This window comes from Streptomyces sp. NPDC049597, assembly GCF_040675505.1.
Lineage (GTDB): Bacteria > Actinomycetota > Actinomycetes > Streptomycetales > Streptomycetaceae > Streptomyces.
On the sequence record NZ_JBFAOY010000014.1, the window covers coordinates 100,795 to 117,030 of the forward strand.

14 protein-coding genes are annotated in these 16,236 nt (G+C 73.7%); 10 read left to right on the forward strand and 4 right to left on the reverse strand.

Going from position 1 to position 16,236, the window contains the following annotated elements; translation table 11 throughout:
- Positions 1-75 precede the first annotated feature (75 nt).
- Positions 76-882, reverse strand: a complete 807-nt coding sequence (locus tag AB0K02_RS18185; protein ID WP_365993449.1) for a nuclease-related domain-containing protein — start codon at positions 880-882, stop codon at positions 76-78.
- A 158-nt stretch (positions 883-1,040) separates the two neighbouring features.
- Between AB0K02_RS18185 and AB0K02_RS18190 the strand changes: the two genes are divergently transcribed.
- The 6 genes from AB0K02_RS18190 to AB0K02_RS18215 all read left to right on the forward strand — a co-directional run bounded on the left by AB0K02_RS18190 (position 1,041) and on the right by AB0K02_RS18215 (position 8,138).
- The gene (locus AB0K02_RS18190) at positions 1,041-3,143 is read left to right on the forward strand and encodes a PBS lyase (RefSeq protein WP_365993450.1); all 2,103 of its coding nucleotides are present in this window, start codon (positions 1,041-1,043) and stop codon (positions 3,141-3,143) included.
- A 96-nt stretch (positions 3,144-3,239) separates the two neighbouring features.
- Positions 3,240-3,512 (forward strand): zinc-ribbon domain-containing protein, encoded by a 273-nt coding sequence (locus AB0K02_RS18195; RefSeq protein ID WP_365993451.1) that lies wholly within the window; start codon positions 3,240-3,242, stop codon positions 3,510-3,512.
- 265 nt (positions 3,513-3,777) lie between these two features.
- Entirely contained in the window at positions 3,778-5,157 is a 1,380-nt protein-coding gene (locus AB0K02_RS18200; RefSeq protein WP_365993452.1) for an FtsW/RodA/SpoVE family cell cycle protein, read from the forward strand.
- On the forward strand, positions 5,154-6,611 hold the full coding sequence (locus tag AB0K02_RS18205; RefSeq protein ID WP_365993453.1) for a penicillin-binding transpeptidase domain-containing protein: 1,458 nt from the start codon (positions 5,154-5,156) through the stop codon (positions 6,609-6,611). Before AB0K02_RS18200 ends, AB0K02_RS18205 begins: the two co-directional genes overlap by 4 nt.
- Positions 6,612-6,615: 4 nt before the next feature.
- Positions 6,616-7,674 carry an amidase gene (locus tag AB0K02_RS18210; RefSeq protein ID WP_365993454.1) on the forward strand — a complete coding sequence of 353 codons (1,059 nt, stop codon included), beginning with the start codon at positions 6,616-6,618 and terminating at the stop codon, positions 7,672-7,674.
- A complete protein-coding gene (locus tag AB0K02_RS18215; RefSeq protein ID WP_365993455.1) occupies positions 7,671-8,138 on the forward strand; it encodes a DUF3291 domain-containing protein in 468 nt (155 codons plus the stop codon). Before AB0K02_RS18210 ends, AB0K02_RS18215 begins: the two co-directional genes overlap by 4 nt.
- A 90-nt stretch (positions 8,139-8,228) precedes the next feature.
- Here AB0K02_RS18215 and AB0K02_RS18220 read toward each other — a convergent pair whose 3' ends face one another.
- Positions 8,229-9,344 (reverse strand): ferritin-like domain-containing protein, encoded by a 1,116-nt coding sequence (locus tag AB0K02_RS18220; protein ID WP_365993456.1) that lies wholly within the window; start codon positions 9,342-9,344, stop codon positions 8,229-8,231.
- 179 nt (positions 9,345-9,523) lie between these two features.
- Between AB0K02_RS18220 and AB0K02_RS18225 the strand changes: the two genes are divergently transcribed.
- From AB0K02_RS18225 to AB0K02_RS18240, 4 genes are read left to right on the forward strand one after another with little or no spacing between them, the layout of a single operon-like run.
- Complete coding sequence (locus AB0K02_RS18225; protein WP_365993457.1) at positions 9,524-10,459, forward strand: diiron oxygenase; 936 nt, start codon at positions 9,524-9,526, stop codon at positions 10,457-10,459.
- Positions 10,460-10,490: 31 nt separating this feature from the next.
- Positions 10,491-11,219, forward strand: a complete 729-nt coding sequence (locus AB0K02_RS18230) for a TetR/AcrR family transcriptional regulator (protein WP_365993458.1) — start codon at positions 10,491-10,493, stop codon at positions 11,217-11,219.
- A gap of 10 nt (positions 11,220-11,229) precedes the next feature.
- Positions 11,230-11,505: a hypothetical protein gene (locus tag AB0K02_RS18235; protein WP_365993459.1), complete on the forward strand. Its 276-nt coding sequence runs from the start codon at positions 11,230-11,232 to the stop codon at positions 11,503-11,505.
- A gap of 35 nt (positions 11,506-11,540) precedes the next feature.
- A complete protein-coding gene (locus tag AB0K02_RS18240; RefSeq protein ID WP_365993460.1) occupies positions 11,541-14,036 on the forward strand; it encodes a PQQ-binding-like beta-propeller repeat protein in 2,496 nt (831 codons plus the stop codon).
- 313 nt (positions 14,037-14,349) lie between these two features.
- Here the strand turns inward: AB0K02_RS18240 and AB0K02_RS18245 are convergent, their stop codons facing one another.
- Both AB0K02_RS18245 and AB0K02_RS18250 read right to left on the reverse strand, forming a co-directional pair.
- On the reverse strand, positions 14,350-15,597 hold the full coding sequence (locus tag AB0K02_RS18245; protein WP_365993461.1) for a styrene monooxygenase/indole monooxygenase family protein: 1,248 nt from the start codon (positions 15,595-15,597) through the stop codon (positions 14,350-14,352).
- 30 nt (positions 15,598-15,627) lie between these two features.
- Complete coding sequence (locus AB0K02_RS18250; RefSeq protein WP_365993525.1) at positions 15,628-16,221, reverse strand: ATP/GTP-binding protein; 594 nt, start codon at positions 16,219-16,221, stop codon at positions 15,628-15,630.
- Positions 16,222-16,236 lie beyond the last annotated feature (15 nt).

Genomic DNA, 16,236 nt, shown 5'->3' on the forward strand with positions numbered 1-16,236 from the left:
CTGCGCTGACGCCGTGCCGCGTCGACCGGGACGGCAACCTGCCCTGACACCGGGCCGTGTGGCCCGGCGCGCGGGTCACACGGCCAGCCAGGTGCGACGGTCCCGTGCCGCCGCGTAGAGCGCCTCGATGTCGGCCGGTTTCAGGACGCCGCCGAGCCGGGCCAGCGCGGGCACCTCGTCGTCCCCGAGGACACGGACGTCCTGCGGGACGGACCGCGTCTCCAGCCGCGCGGCGCCCACCACGGCCAGCACCGGCCGCACCGTCGTGGCCAGCGCGTGGGCGGCGCGCTCGGCCCGGCGGCGCACCGCGCCCGCGTACCCGTCCCCCGGTCGGCGGCCGACCCGCACCACGGGACCGAGGACACGGACCCGTGCGCGCTGCGCGGCGAGGACCTGTACGGCGAGCACCCCGCCGGGGCCGACGGCGAGGTGGTCGATGCGGTCGGCGCCCGGCAGCGGTACGCAGTGCACGGTCCGCCAGCCGGCGGGCTCCAGCCGCTCCAGCGCCTCACCGAGCAGTTGCTGTGCGGCGAGGTCGGCCCGGCGCGGGTCCCCGCGCAGCCGGGACAGGGCCGGCGCGGGCCGCATGTCCAGCTCCGCGTGCAGGGCCTCTCCGGGGCGGTTGGGCGCCAGGTCGTCGTCGGGGTGCAGGGTGAGCCGGGCGAGGTCCGCCGCGGAGGGGACGGGCGGCGGTCCGACGGTGACGTCTCCGGTGACATGAGGGGCGAGGGCCGTGAGCGCGGCGTCCCTGTACTGCTCGGCAACCACACTGATCCGGCCGTTGTCGGGGTCGTACCAGGCGACCACAGGGCCGCCCGGAAGATTCACGTACAGCCTGTTACGGCCCCCTGCCCGCGCGGGCGTCACCCGCAGTCCCCGCATGACACCACCACCCCTGACCATGGGAGCAGCCATGGCGGCCGGGGGCAACATCCCGGCGTCCGGCGAGCGGCGTGATACCGGTCGCCCGGTCGGGGTCGTGGGGCACACTCTCCACCAGACACAAGGACGGACGCAGGGTTCCGGGGGAGGGGGCAACGGTGTTCGCGGGGATCGAGGAGGTCGACTGGGCCTCTCTGGAGCACGCCTACGGCCCGGCAGACGATGTGCCGGAGTTACTGCGCGGACTGGCCTCAGCGGATCCCGAGGAGCGTGAGCACGCGCTCGACGCGATGTACGGGTCCGTGCACCACCAGGGGGACGTCTACGACTCGACGCTCGCCTGCATCCCGTTCCTGATGGAGCTGGTGGCCGACCCCGCGGTCGAGGACCGGGGCGGCATCCTGGAGCTGCTGACCAGCATCGGCGGCATCGACCTCGACGGCGACGACGAACTCGACCCCGACGACGAGTACTTCGAGGGCGCGGCGAACTACGCCATGGCGGCGTCGGCCGTGACGGCGGGCGCCGACGTGTTCCTCGCCCTGGCCGGGGACCACGACCGCGGTGTGCGGCTCGCGGCGCCGCTCGCGCTGGCGACGCTGCACAGCGATCCGGTACGGGTGCTGGACCTGCTGCGCGAGAGGTTCGACCGGGAGACGGACAACGAGGTACGGCTGGCCTGCATCGACGCGGCGGGCCGGATAGCGATGCGGCACCAGTGCCTGAGGCCCGACGTCGTCGCCTGGTTGATGACGATCGGCGGCCCGGCCTACTGCGCGGGCCTGCGGCTGGGCGCGATCGCGCAGCTCGCCCGCTGCGCCCCGGCGGCGCTGCCGGCCGACGTGGTGCCGTGGGTGACCGGCCTGCTGCGCGAACTGCGGGCGGAGCCCGTCGTGGTGGGCGCGGCGGCCGACACGACGGCGCCTTCGGTGCTGGAGCAGCCGCGCGAGATACGGGCCGCGGCCGCGGCGGGACGGGTGGCGCCGTGGACCGCGGACCTGCTGCGGACGCTCCACGCCGGTCTGGGCGACCGTGTGGACGACCGGATCGCGCTGCTGGCGGACCAGTTGTGCAGCCCCGACCGCGGCCAGCGCATCGACGCCGTACGGATGAGCGAGGCGCTGCTGCGGACCCTGCGCGGCGCCTACGGCGAGCTGGTGGGCCTGATCGGCGAGCAGCTCGCCGACCCCGAGCCCCGGCTCGGGGACGCGGCGGCCTGCGTGCTCAAGGACCTGTTCCAGCTGGCGGAGCCCGCGGCGGACGCGCTGCTGGAGCGGGTCGCGGCCGAGCCGCACGGCTGGGTGCGCGCGTGGGACGCCGGGCCGCCGACGCTCGGCTCGGCGGTCATGGCGCTGGTGCGGGCGGGCGACGCGCGCATCGTGCCCGTCCTGGCACGGATCCTGGAGCGGGGGGAGGCGCCGGGAGACCTCGGGCAGTCGCTGGACCGGCTCGGGACGGCGGCGGCGCCGCTCGGACCGGCGCTGTGCGACCGCCTCGCGCGCCTGGCGCTCGACGACACGCTCCACGAACACGCCGGGCCGCTGCTGCACGGGCTGTCCGTCCTGCGGGCGGCGGACACGCTGCCCGAGGCGGTCCCCGCCGTGCTGCGGGTGCTGCGGGAGGCTCCCGCGCACCGGCGGGAGGGGGTGGCCGAGTCGGCGCTGCGGGCGCTGACCGCCTTCGGACCCGCCGCGCGCGAGGCCGTGCCGGAGCTGCGCCGGCTGGTGGCCGGACCGCACCGGGGACGGTCCGGTGACGCGGGACTGCCCGCGGCGCTGACCGCGAGGGCCGCCGGTGCGCTGTGGGCGGTCGAGGGCGACGCGGACGCGGTGCTGCCGGTGCTGTGCGCGGTGCTGAACGGGCCCGACCTGAGGGCCCGGCGTACGGCCGCGGCCGTGCTCGGCAGGCTGGGCCCGGCCGGGGCGCCGGCCGCCCATCTGCTCGGCGCGCTGCTGTGGTCGGCGGAGCCGTGGACGCGGGTCGAGTCGGCCGCGGCGCTGTGGCGGGTGACCGGGGACCCGGGCCGGGCATGGCCGGTGCTGCGCCGGGCCTGGGGGGAGATGCCGCAGGCCCGGGTGCCGGTCGCGGCGGCTCTCGCGGAGATGACGACGCAGGGCGCCGAGGGCGCGGACCGGCTGGTCGACCGCGAACTGCTGTCCGTACGGCGGCACAACGCGATCGACGCGGGCGGCGGCCATGACATCTTCCGGGACGAGAGGCTGCTGAGCCTGTGCCGGCAGGCGGTCACGGGCGGGCCGTGACCGTCCGGCCCCCGGCCGCCCGCCCGCGTCACGGGCCCGGGCCGCGCCCGTCGCGGCGCATGCGCGATCCTGGGCCATGACGGAGGGAAACAGAACATGATCATTTTTGGCACCAAGGGCTACCTGTACCAGCTGGCCGTACTGACGCTGGTCTGCGGCCACTGCGGCAACCCGTCGGCGCACACGCTCCGCAAGCGGGTCACGAAGTTCACGCTGTTCTTCGTGCCGCTGTTCCCCATCTCGACGAAGTACGCGACGCAGTGCACGTTCTGCGGCGCGGAGCAGCGGCTGACGGCCCCGCAGGCCGAGCAGCTGCAGGTCCAGGCCGCCGCCCCGTCCGGTGGACAGACGGTGCGCCCGGGCGAATGAGGCCGACGGGCCGGTGACCGCCCCGGCGCAGCCTCCCGGCCGGCCTTCGGGCCGGGCCGGCGGGAGACGTGCGAGCCCGGCCCCGTACCCCCGATATGAGCGCGGCCGGCCCCGAGGGCGAGCCGCGTGGACCGGGTGCGCCGTCGCGCGGCTGCCCCCGCCGCTTGCGTACGGTTCACGGACGACGGTCCGCCGGACGTCCCCGCCCAAGACGCTCCCTGACATAAAGGGGTAAATGCTCTTGTGGCTTGCTACGTTGCGTGGCATGACCGCAACGACGGCGGTGTCGCCCCCGCCCGCGCCGCGCCCCGCCAAGCGGCGGGGCGTGGAACTGTCGCTCCTCGTCTGCGCCGTCCTCGTCTCCGTCTACGGCTACGTCGCCGTCGGCCTCGCCCGGCAGGGTGCCGTGCCCCCCGACACCATGCGCTACGGCGCCGGACTGGGGCTCCTCTCCCTCGTCGCCCATCTCGCCGTCCGCCTGCGGGCCCCCTACGCCGACCCGCTGCTGCTGCCCATCGCCGTCCTGCTCAACGGCATCGGGCTCGTGCTGATCTACCGGCTCGACCTGGAGACCCCCGGCGACGTCGCCGCGCCCGCCCAGCTCGTGTGGTCCGCCCTTGGCGTCGCCCTGTTCATCGCCTCCGTCATCGCCCTGCACGACCACCGGGTGCTGCAGCGCTACGCGTACGTCAGCGTCGTCGCCGCCCTCGCCCTGCTCTGCGCGCCGATCCTCTTCCCCGCCGTCAACGGCGCCCGCATCTGGATCCGCGTCGGCGGACTGTCCATCCAGCCGGGCGAGTTCGCCAAGGTGCTGCTCGCCGTGTTCTTCGCCGCGTATCTCGCGGCCAACCGCGGTGCCCTCGCCCGCTCGGGGCGGTGGTTCTCCGGACTCCAGCTGCCCGCGGGGCGCGTTCTCGGCCCGGTGCTCGCGATCTGGCTCGCGAGCGTGGGCGTGCTCGTCCTCGAACGGGACCTCGGCACCTCGCTGCTGTTCTTCGGGCTGTTCGTGGTGATGCTCTACGTGGCGACCGGACGGACCGGCTGGATCGCCGTCGGCCTGCTGCTCGCCGCGGCCGGCGCGTACGCGGTCGGCTCGCTGGAACCGCACGTACACGGCCGCGTCCAGGACTGGCTCGACCCGTTCGCGAGCATCGAGGCCGGGCAGGGCCCCGACCAGCTCGCCCAGTCGCTGTTCGCCTTCGCCACCGGCGGGATGCTCGGCACCGGCCTCGGGCTCGGCCACTCCGTGCTCATCGGCTTCGCCGCCAAGTCCGACTTCATCCTCGCCACCGCGGGCGAGGAGCTCGGCCTCGTCGGTCTGACCGCGCTCTTCCTGCTGTACGCGCTGCTCGTCGCCCGGGGTTACGGCGCCGCGCTCGCGCTGCCCGACGCCTTCGGCGGGCTGCTCGCCGTCGGCCTGTCGTCGATCATCGCGCTCCAGGCGTTCGTCATCGCGGGCGGCGTGACGGGGCTGATCCCGCTCACCGGCATGGCGATGCCCTTCCTGGCCCAGGGCGGCTCCTCCGTCGTCACCAACTGGGTGATCGTCGCCCTGCTCGTCCGCCTGAGCGACTCTGCCAGGGCGCCGCGGCCCGAGGCGGCCGCGCCCGAGGCGCTCGCCCCGCTGCCGGCGGCCGGCCGGTGACCCGCTGCATGCGGCACGCGGCCGCCTTCTGCGTGCTCCTGCTGGCCGCGCTGCTCGTCAACGCCGCACGGGTGCACGTCGTCGAGGCGCCCTCCCTGGTCGACAACCCGGCCAACCACCGCACCGCCATCGCCCGTTACGCCCAGCCGCGCGGCGACATCCTCGTCGACGGCAGGCCGGTCACCGGCTCCCGGGACACAGGGAGACGGCTGCGGTACGAACGGACCTACCGCCATGGACCGCTGTTCGCTCCGGTCACGGGCTACGCCTCGCAGACGTACGGCACCTCCCTGCTGGAGAACATCGAGGACGGCATCCTCTCGGGCACCGACCCGCTGCTGTCCCCGCTGCCGTTCTGGAACGACCTCAGCCGCGGCCGCCCGCCCGGTGGCAGGATCCTCACCACCATCCGGGAGGCGGTGCAGCGCGCCGCGTACGAGGGGCTGAACGGGCGGCGCGGCGCCGTCGCCGCGGTCGAGCCCGCGACGGGCCGCATCCTGGCCCTGGTCAGCAGCCCCTCCTACGACCCGGGCGAGCTGGCCGGCTCGGGCCAGGACACGGCGGACGCGTGGACGCGGCTGAACGGCGCGCACGCCCGGCCGATGCTCAACCGGGCGATCCGGCAGACGTATCCGCCCGGGTCCGCTTTCAAGATCGTGACGGCTGCGGCGGCGCTGGACTCGGGTGTCGTCGACGACGTGGACGCGCCGACCCGCACACCGGACCCGTACGTCCTGCCCGGTACCGGCACCAGGCTGCCCAACGCCACCGAGGGCTGTGAGAACGCCTCGCTCGCGTACGCGATCCAGTGGTCGTGCAACTCCGTGATGGCAGGACTCGGCGCGCGGGTCGGACTCTCCGGGATGGTGGAGGCCGCAGTCGGATTCGGCTTCAACGACGAGGGGCTGCGCATCCCGGCGGCGGTCTCGCGGTCGAACTTCGACACCGACATGTCCGCCGACCAGCTCGCGCTCTCCTCCATCGGGCAGTTCAACACGACCGCCACACCCCTGCAGATGGCGATGGTCTCGGCGGCCGTCGCCGGCGGCGGCCCGGTCCGGTACCCGTACCTCGTGGAGAGGGTGACCCGGGCGGACGGCGACCCGGTGGCGCAGTACGGCCCCCGCTCCTACCGGCAGGCGATGAGCCCGGCGACGGCGCTGCGGCTGCGCCGGCTGATGGTGCGGGCCGTCGAGGAGGGCACCGGGAGCAACGCGGCGATCAAGGGTGCGGTCGTGGGCGGCAAGACCGGCACGGCCCAGCACGGCGTCGGCAACGCCGGTGTCCCGTACGCCTGGTTCATCTCCTGGGCGCAGGCAGCGGACGCGGCGCAGCCCGGGGTGGCGGTGGCGGTGGTCGTGGAGGACGCGGCCGCGGACCGGGAGGAGATCAGCGGCGGGGGCAGCGCGGCACCGATCGCCCGCGCGGTCATGAAGGCGGCACTGCGAGACTGACGGCATGGACGTGGCGCGCGCACTGGAGACCATCGGACGACTCGATCCCGGGCTGAGCGCCTTCGTCGAGGTGTGGGGCGAGCGGGCGCTGGAGCAGGGGCGCGCGGTGGATCGCGGACTGCCGCTCGCGGGCATGCCGTTCGCGGTGAAGGGGCGGGCGGGCCTGCGGTCCCACGCGGCCCGCCGGCTGGTAGCGGCGGGCGCGGTCCCGGTCGGGTCGACCTCGGTGCCCGGCCCCGGCACGTACTGGCAGACCTGGGGCCTCGGCGCGCACGGCCCCACCCGCAATCCCTGGCGCGCGGACCGCACGCCGGGCGGCTCGTCGGCCGGTTCGGCGGTGGCGGTGGCGGCGGGGATGGCGGCGCTGGCGACCGGCAGCGACGGAGCGGGCTCGCTGCGCATCCCGGCGGCGTGGTGCGGGGTGTTCGGCCTGAAGACGACGAACGGGCTGCTGCCGTCGCCGGACCGCACCGGGCTCGCGTCGGCCGGTGTGCTGACGCGGACGGCGGCGGACGCGCGGGCGTACCTGCGCTGTGTGGGGGCCGGGGAGGCGGAGTCCGCCCCGGATCTGCCGTTGCGGGCGGTGTGGTCGCCGGACCTCGGGTTCGCGGACGTGGACCAGGAGGTGCTGGCCGTCGCGCGGGCGGCTGTGGAGCGGCTCGTGTCGGCGGGCGTCGTACGCCCGAGCGCCCGGGGCGCGTCCTTGCTGGACCCGGCGGAGGCGTGGACGGCGGTGCGGGCCGGGCGGGCCGCGGAGGGCGCGGCGGTGCGGGAGGAGAACGACCGGCGGCTCGACGCGCTGTTCGCCGGGGCGGACCTCCTGATCACCCCGACCACGCCCAACCGCCCGCACGGCCACGACGGCCCCGGCCCGGACGTCTACTCCACCGCGCTGACGTGGGTGTTCAATCTGAGCGGCCATCCGGCGGCCAGCCTTCCGGCGGGCTTCACGAGCGACGGCTGCCCGGTCGGACTCCAACTGGTGGCGCCGCGCGGGGCGGACGTCTCACTGCTCGAAATTTCGGTTGCGGCGCAAAGGCATCTGATTACTGTGCGGCCATGACCGCATACGAACTCGCGCAGGTGAACATCGCCCGGCTCAAACACCCGCTGGACTCCGCGGAGTTGAAGGACTTCGTCGACAACCTGGACCCCGTGAACGCGGTCGCCGACGCGGCCGACGGGTTCGTGTGGCGCCTGCAGAACGAGTCGGGCAACGCGACGGACATGCGGGTGTTCGGCGACGACGCGTTGATGGTGAACATGTCGGTGTGGCGGGACACGAACGCGCTGACGGCGTTCATGTACCAGGGGATGCACCGCGAACTGCTGGCGCGCCGCTACGAGTTCTTCGAGCGCGTCAAGGAGGTCATGACCACGATGTGGTGGGTCCCGGCGGGCCACCGCCCGACGGTCCGGGAGGCGGAGGATCGCCTGCGCCATGTGCGCGAGCACGGGCCGACGGAGTACGCGTTCACTCTGCGGACGGCGTTCCCGCCGCCGGTGGGACTCACCGCCGCCGGTTGACGGCGGTCACGCCGGACGCACTCGGCGAAGACGACATCGACGGCAGGGACGACGTGCCCCCGCAGCGGCGGCCGGCTTCGCCGGGGAGCGTCAGCTGCCCGAGAGCTCGGCGCCCTCCGCGATCGCCTCCCTCACCTCGGACACACGCTCCTGCTCCTCGGCGGCGAACCGCTCCCGGTCGAGCTGTTCGGCCAGTTCCTCGTCCTGGCTCATCAGCAGGTCGAGGCTGGCGTCGCCCATCTCGAAGACCCCCATGTCCAAGTAGGCCTTCTGGAGCCGTTCGCCCCACAGCCCGATGTCTTTGACGCACGGCACGATGCGGCTGAACAGCAGTTTGCGGAACAGGTGGAGGAACTCGGACTGCTCGGAGTACTCCTCCGCCTCCTTGCGCGAGATGCCGAGGTTCTCCAGGACCTCGACACCGCGCAGGCGGTCGCGCATGAGGTAGCAGCCCTCGATCACGAACTCCTCGCGTTCGCGCAGTTCGGCGTCGGTGAGCTGCCGGTAGTAGTCGCGCAGGGCCATCCGCCCGAAGGCCACGTGGCGGGCCTCGTCCTGCATCACGTACGCGAGGATCTGCTTGGGCAGCGGCTTGGTCGTCGTGTCACGGATCAGGCCGAAGGCGGCGAGCGCCAGGCCCTCGATGAGGACCTGCATGCCGAGGTAGGGCATGTCCCAGCGGGAGTCGCGCAGGGTGTCGCCGAGCAGGCCCTGCAGGTTGTCGTTGATCGGGTAGAGCATGCCGATCTTCTCGTGCAGGAATCGCCCGTAGATCTCGGCGTGCCGGGCCTCGTCCATGGTCTGGGTCGCCGAGTAGAACTTGGCGTCGAGGTCGGGAACGGACTCCACGATCCGCGCGGCGCAGATCATGGCGCCCTGCTCGCCGTGGAGGAACTGGCTGAACTGCCAGGCCGTGTAGTGCCTGCGCAGCTCGCCCTTGTCCTTGTCGGTCATCTTCGTCCAGTGCCGGGTGCCGTACAGGGTCAGCGCCTCGTCGGGGGTGCCGAGGGCGTCGTACGGGTCGACCTCCAGGTCCCAGTCGATGCGCTTGGCGCCGTCCCACTGCTTGTCCTTGCCCTTCTGGTACAGGGCCAGCAGCCGGTCGCGGCCGTGGTCGTACTCCCAGCTGAAGCGTGCCGAGCCGGAGGCGGGGACCTGCCAGAGCGGGTTCTCGGGGGCGTGCGTGTAGTGCTCGTACGTCGACACTGGCGGCTCCTTCGCCTCGTATCCCGTTTCGTACTCACCGATGTGCAAGGGCAGTTGGCAGGCTCACACGGTGGTAGACGGACAGTCAACAAGTCGTGCGCGAGGGATTGACGAGCTTGCTGACGGGCAGTCTCATAGCGGGTGACGACCGGTAACCCACGCGCGAGGTGTCCTCAGCCATGACAACCGTGAGCGAACGCGAGGTGCAGGTGCTCCGCGACGCCCTCGGTCCCCTGCGGGACCGGGAGCAGGTCGCCGCCCGCCTGCTCGAGTCCTCCGCCAAGCACTCCTTCGACCCCGACAAGGAGCTCGACTGGGAGGCGCCGATCGAGGACGGCAAGTGGTTCTGGCCGCCCGAGCTGGTGTCGCTCTACGACACCCCGCTGTGGCGCCGGATGTCCGAGGAGCAGCGGATGGACCTGGCCCGGCACGAGGCGGCGTCGCTCGCCTCGCTCGGGATCTGGTTCGAGATCATCCTGATGCAGCTGCTCGTCCGCCACATCTACGACAAGCCCCTGACCAGCAACCACGTCCGCTACGCCCTCACGGAGATCGCGGACGAGTGCCGGCACTCGATGATGTTCGCCAGGATGATCGACAAGGGCGGGGCGCCCGCCTATCCGGTGCCGCGGATCTACCACAACCTGGCGCGCGTGCTGAAGACCGTCTCGACCACGCCCGGGTCCTTCGCGGCGACGCTGCTCGGCGAGGAGATCCTCGACTGGATGCAGCGCCTCACCTTCCCCGACGAGCGGGTGCAGACCCTCGTGCGCGGAGTGACCCGTATCCACGTGGTGGAGGAGGCCCGCCATGTCCGCTACGCCCGCGAGGAGTTGCGCCGTCAGATGGTGACGGCGCCGCGCTGGGAGCAGGAGCTCACACGCCTCAGCTGCGGCGAGGCCGCCCGCGTCTTCAGCGTCTGCTTCATCAACCCGAAGGTGTACGAGAACGTGGGGCTCGACCGGCGCGAGGCCGTCGCCCAGGTCCGGGCGAGCGGTCACCGGCGCGAGGTGATGCAGTCGGGGGCCCGGCGGCTCACCGACTTCCTGGACGACATCGGCGTGCTGCGCGGAGCGGGCCGCAGGCTGTGGAGGAGCTCCGGCCTTCTCGCGTAACGCGACAGGGGCTGCGGTTACGCTGCGAAGCATGACCAGTCCTGCTCCCGCGGCCCGCGCATACCGACGGCTCAGCGTCGAGGAGCGCCGCGCGCAGCTGCTCGCGGCGGCCCTCTCCCTCTTCGCGCACCAGCCGCCGGACGAGATCTCGCTCGACGACGTGGCGGAGGCCGCGGGTGTCTCCCGGCCCCTCGTCTACCGCTACTTCCCGGGCGGCAAGCAACAGCTGTACGAGGCGGCGCTGCGCTCGGCCGCCGACCGGCTGGAGGACTGCTTCGCCGAGCCGGCCGCCGGGCCGCCGACCGCCCGGCTGGGCCGGGTCCTGGACCGCTACCTGGCCTTCGTCGACGAGCACGACACCGGGTTCAGCGCGCTGCTGCGCGGCGGGAGCGTCGTCGAGACCTCTCGTACGACGTCGATCGTCGACGAGGTGCGGCGGTCCGCGGCGGAGCAGATCCTGCTGCACCTCGGCGCCGAGGGCGCGGGGCCCCGGCTGCGGATGCTGGTGCGCACCTGGATCGCGGCCGTCGAGGCGGCCTCGCTGATCTGGATCGACGAGGGCAAGCAGCCGCCGGCCGACGACATGCGGGACTGGCTGGTCGACCATCTGATCGCCCTGCTCGTGGCGACGGCAGCGACCGACGAGGAGACGGCGGGAGCGGTCGCGGACCTGGTGGCCCAGGAGACGTCGGCCGGAGCGGTCGGCACGCTGGCCCGCCGCCTGGTGCCGGTCGTCGGCGGGGCGTCGCATCTGCTGTGACACTGGAGCCGTGAGAAGCGAGAACACCCCCTTCGTCGGCGGCCCGATGGACGGACGCGTGCTGCCGGTGCTGGTGGGCCCCACGGGCCACCCCCCGAAGTGGTACAGGATCCCCGTCCCGCAGGACGACGGCCGCCCGCCCGCGGTCCACGCCTACCGCCGTGTCCCGGCCGGGTACACGAAACGGCTGGGCCTGCAGCGCGGCTGGAAGTACGAGTACGCGCCCGAGGGCGTGGAGCGGCGTGAGATCCGGTGGCCCTGGTCGAAGCCGAAGGGCACGCCATAGGATCGCGGGACCGTGTCACCAGGGGGGATGTCGCGATGGAGCCGCTGCAGCCGGACGATCCGGGCCTGATCGGCCCGTACCGCACGCTGGGGCGCGTGCGCGAGTCGGCCAGTTCGGTCCGTTTTCTGGCCGCCGGTCCGGACGGAACGGCGTTCGTGGTCGCGCTCGTACGGCCCCGGCTGGCCGCCTCGCGGGTGTTCCGGCGCCGCTTCCGGCACGAGACCCGCAGGACGGAGCAGCTCGCCGGGGGCTGGGTGCAGCCGGTCGTGGCGGACGTGGACGGTCCGCTGCTGTGGACGGCGAGCCCGTACGTCCCCGCGCTGACCCTGCGGGAGGCGATCGCGCTCGCCGGCCCGCTGCCGGGGCGCGCGGTGCGGATCCTGGGCGCCGCGCTCGCCGAGACCCTCTCCCGTGTGCACGCCACAGGCTCGGTGCTGCACGGCCTGTCGCCCGACACCGTGCTGCTGGCGGCGGACGGCCCGCGGGTGACGGCGCTGGGTGCGCTGGGCGCGGCGGTCGTCGCCGAGGCGGACGCGGACGGTCAGCTGACGGTGAGACTGGGCTACCTGACGCCGGAACAGGCCACGGGCGCGCGGCCGGGCCCCGCTTCGGACATGTTCGTCCTCGGCCAACTGCTCGCGTACGCGTCGACGGGAACGACCCCGCTCGCGGACGCGGACCGGATCGCCCACGGCGAACCGGAACTGAGCGGTGTCCCCGAGGAGTTGCGCCCCGTCGTGGCGTCCTGCCTGGCGAAGTCCCCCGGCGAACGCCCGCTCGCCGGAACGGTGGCGGCGGACCTGGCCCTGGAGGGCGCGTCCGCCCTGGCCCGCGAGGGGTGGCTCCCGGACGTGCTGCTCTCGGCCCTGGCGGCCCAGGAGTCGCAGACGGCGACGCTGGTGTCGGGCGGCGGGGCGCTGCGCGCGGGAGCGGCGGCGGCTGCCACCGGCCCGGTGCCGAGCGCCGGCGCGGGCGCCCCGGCGAGCGCGGGGAGCGAACACGTCGAGGACCTGGGCACCGTGCTCGTGCGGCGGTCCGGTGTCGCGCGGCGGGAGACCGCGCCCCTCCAGGTGAGTCGACCCGCCGGACCGGCCGCCCTTCCCGTCCCGGCACCGGCCGCACCGCCCCTTACCGCACCGCCCGCCCTTCCCGCCGTCCTCCCACCTGCCTTGCCCGTCCACTCCGCCCCGCCCCCACAGGTGCCCGGCATCGCGCGCCGCGGGGTGCTCGTCGCGGCCGCCGCCGGTGCCGCCGGGCTCGTCGTCGGCGGCGGGGCGGTGTACGCCCTCGCCGGGGACGGCGAGGACACGACCGGGCCAGCCAGGCCGGCGCCCGCCCCGCGGCCGAGCCGCATGTCCGGCCTCGCACCCGAACCGACGTGGCGGTACGCGCATCCGGCCACCGGCGACCAGCCGGTCGGGGCGACCGTGTGGCGCGACCGGCTGCTGCTGGTGACGGACGCGGAGCGGATGACCGGCGTCGACCTGCGTACCGGCAGGCGTCGGTGGGAGCTCCCGCAGGCCGCGTCCACCTCCCCGGCCGTGCCCGTCGACACCACGTTCTGCCTGGTCGACACCGCCGACGCACTGCTGTGGGTGTCGGCCGAGGACGGCCGGCCCGGCCACCGCGTGGCCAAGGAGACGCTCGCGCAGCCCGGCGAGAGCCTCACGATCGGGAACGTCATGGGGGCCGACGGCCCCACCGTCTGGTTCACCGCCCATGTGCGCAGGACGGTGGAGAGGACCGTCAAGAAGCGCAAGCGCAAGGCGCAGGTACGGGAGACGTACGTCATCGCCTACGACCTCGCCGGGCGCAAGCAGCTGTGGCGGGCCCGCGTTCCCGAGGGGCGTGCTCCCTACACCCCGCGGTACCAGCTGGTCGCGGCCCGCCCCGGGGAAGTGCTCGTACGGCAGGACGGCCACACCCTCACCCCCGCCCAGCGCAGAGCCGCCAGGAACGGCACCGCGATCCTCGGCTTCGACCGCCGTACGGGCAAGCCGCTCGCGTCCGTACCGCTCAGCGCGGTGGCGCCAACCGCCGCCGTCAGCGGTGACGCGACGGGCAGGCTGTACGCCGCGTCGGGCGGCGAGCTGCACGCGTACTCCGGGCCGGACGGCAAGCGGCAGTGGCGGGTCGCCGCGGCCCACGCGCGCGGCGAGAGCGGCGTGTTCGCCTTCGGCACCGCCGCCTTCCACGGCCCCACCCTGTATGTCGCCAACCGCTACCAGCAGGTGTGCGCCGTCGACACGGCAACGGGTCGCCCGTTGTGGCGCCGCTCCACCGAGGCACCGGTGTGGCGTGAAACCCCTTCGACCGCCCTGAGCACGAGCGGCCGCACCGTCTTCGCGGGCGACGCCGCGCAGCTCACCGCCTTCTCCGCACGCGACGGCCGGCGGCTGTGGAAGTTCCAGGAGGCGGGGGCCACCGACGCCGAGGAACAGGCCGCGCCGCGCTACACGGCGATGCCGGCCGGGAACCGCGGGGTACTCGTCCGCCGCGGGACGGTGTTCTACGCCCTGCCCGTGGACTGACGGGGCGCCGCAGCGCCCGACCGCTCGGCGGGCTCGTGCGGCGCCGTGCCACCTGCTCGTGCCGTGGGGCGGGCCGGCCGCCCGAGAGCCGGAGATGACGGCCTGTCAGGCCGGGTCCGTGAACCAGGCTCTCCGGCGGACACACGGCTCCGCCCGACGCGTTCCCCGAGGACGTCGCCGCCCTCGGGTCCGTACCGAAGTCCCCACCGCTCCTGCCCGGCGGTGCGACGGCAGGAAACGGACGGGAACGAGGAAGGCACCGAGCTCCTGCGGGCCGGGGAGGCGCCCCCGGCGCTTGAACCGGCCGGTGCCGTCAGGCGCCCTGCGCGCCCTGGGCGACCTCAGCCAGGTAGGCGCCCGCCTTCTCGGGGTCGTAGAAGAAGTTCTCGAAGTCGGCGGGGTTGTCGAAGCCGTTCGCGAACCGGTTCGCCACCGGCTGGAGCTGGCCGGCCGCGCCGATCAGGTTCAGCACGTGCTCCGGCGGGACACCCAGCATCGCGTTCGTCCACTTGGTCACGTGCTGCGCCGTCTCCCAGTACCGGTCGAACGTCGCCTGCATCCACGCCTCGTCGAACGGCTTGTCGCCGTGCTCGGTGATCGACGCCAGGTACGAGGCCGCGCACTTGGACGCGGAGTTGGAGCCCTGACCGGTGATCGGGTCGTTGGCCACGACCACGTCCGCGACGCCGAGGACCAGGCCGCCCCCCGGGAGACGGCCGATGGGATTGCGCACGGTCGGCGCGTAACGGCCGGCCAGCGTGCCGGCCGCGTCGGTCAGCTCGACCTTCGTGGCCCGCGCGTACTCCCAGGGCGTGTACTTCTCCATCAGCTCCAGCGTCAGGGAGAGGTGCTCGGAGGGATCCTTGACGCCCTGGAAGACGTCGAGCGGTCCACCGGGGATGCCCTCCCAGAACAGGATGTCGGCGCGGCCCGAGGTGGTGAGGGTCGGCATCACGAACAGCTCGCCGACGCCCGGCACCAGGTTGCAGCGCACCGCGTCGTAGTCCGGGTGCTCGGGGCGCGGGCCGAGGCCGTGGACGTAGGCGACGGCGAGCGCGCGCTGCGGCTCGGCGTACGGGGAACGGGAGGCGTCCCGGCCGAACATGGAGACCAGCTCGCCCTTGCCGGCCGAGACCAGCACCAGGTCGTAGGTGCGGGAGAAGTAGTCCAGGTCGGACACGGCCGCGCCGTGGATGACCAACTGTCCGCCGCGCTGGGCGAACGTCTCCATCCAGCCCGCCATCTTGACGCGCTGGTCGACGGACTGGGCGTAGCCGTCGAGCCGGCCGACCCAGTCGACGGCGCGGCTCGCGTCGGGCGCGGCGACCGAGACGCCGAGGCCCTCGATCTTCGGGGCCTGCGTCTCCCAGAAGTTGATGCCCAGGTCCCGCTCGTGCTGGAGGGCGGTGTGGAACATGCACTGCGTGGACATGACCCGGCCGGACCGGATCTCGTCCGCCGTGCGGTTGGACATCAGGGTGACCTCGTAGCCCTGGGACTGGAGGCCGAGTGCGAGCTGCAGTCCGGACTGGCCGGCGCCGACTATGAGAATCTTCCGCATGACAGGGGTGCTCCGTAGATGTTCGGGAGGCTATTCGGGGGTGGCTTCGAGGGCGTGGGCGACGAGCGCGAGCAGCGACTCGATGACCGTGACGCGCTGACGGGCGTCCATGATCACCACCGGCACGTGGGGCGGCACGGTGAGGGCCTCCCGTACGTCCTCGGCCTCGTAGGCGGTCGTTCCCTCGAAGTGGTTGACGGCCACGACGTACGGCAGCCCGCAGCTCTCGAAGTAGTCGAGGGCCGGGAAGCAGTCCGCGAGCCGCCGCGTGTCGGCCATCACGACGGCCCCGATCGCCCCGCGCACCAGGTCGTCCCACATGAACCAGAAGCGCTGCTGGCCGGGTGTGCCGAAGACGTAGAGCACCAGGTCGTCGTCGAGCGTGATGCGGCCGAAGTCCATCGCCACGGTCGTGGTGGTCTTCTCCGGCGTGGCGGTGAGGTCGTCGGTGTCCTCGCTGGCCCGGGTCATCAGTGCCTCGGTCTGCAGCGGGGTGATTTCCGAGACCGACCCGACGAAGGTCGTCTTGCCCACGCCGAAACCGCCCGCCACGACGATCTTGGTGGCGATGGGGGCGCGGGTGGTGTCCAGCTCCCACGCCTGCAGATTCTCTTCGGGCCGCACGGTGTCCTCGGGGCG

What these genes read in the sequence shown, in the direction of transcription:
- AB0K02_RS18185 (WP_365993449.1), bottom strand. Translation starts at nt 882, where the DNA reads ATGCGGGGACTGCGGGTGACGCCCGCGCGGGCAGGGGGCCGTAACAGG.
- AB0K02_RS18195 (WP_365993451.1), top strand. Translation starts at nt 3,240, where the DNA reads ATGATCATTTTTGGCACCAAGGGCTACCTGTACCAGCTGGCCGTACTG.
- AB0K02_RS18200 (WP_365993452.1), top strand. Translation starts at nt 3,778, where the DNA reads ATGACCGCAACGACGGCGGTGTCGCCCCCGCCCGCGCCGCGCCCCGCC.
- AB0K02_RS18210 (WP_365993454.1), top strand. Translation starts at nt 6,616, where the DNA reads ATGGACGTGGCGCGCGCACTGGAGACCATCGGACGACTCGATCCCGGG.
- AB0K02_RS18215 (WP_365993455.1), top strand. Translation starts at nt 7,671, where the DNA reads ATGACCGCATACGAACTCGCGCAGGTGAACATCGCCCGGCTCAAACAC.
- AB0K02_RS18225 (WP_365993457.1), top strand. Translation starts at nt 9,524, where the DNA reads ATGACAACCGTGAGCGAACGCGAGGTGCAGGTGCTCCGCGACGCCCTC.
- AB0K02_RS18230 (WP_365993458.1), top strand. Translation starts at nt 10,491, where the DNA reads ATGACCAGTCCTGCTCCCGCGGCCCGCGCATACCGACGGCTCAGCGTC.
- AB0K02_RS18240 (WP_365993460.1), top strand. Translation starts at nt 11,541, where the DNA reads ATGGAGCCGCTGCAGCCGGACGATCCGGGCCTGATCGGCCCGTACCGC.
- AB0K02_RS18245 (WP_365993461.1), bottom strand. Translation starts at nt 15,597, where the DNA reads ATGCGGAAGATTCTCATAGTCGGCGCCGGCCAGTCCGGACTGCAGCTC.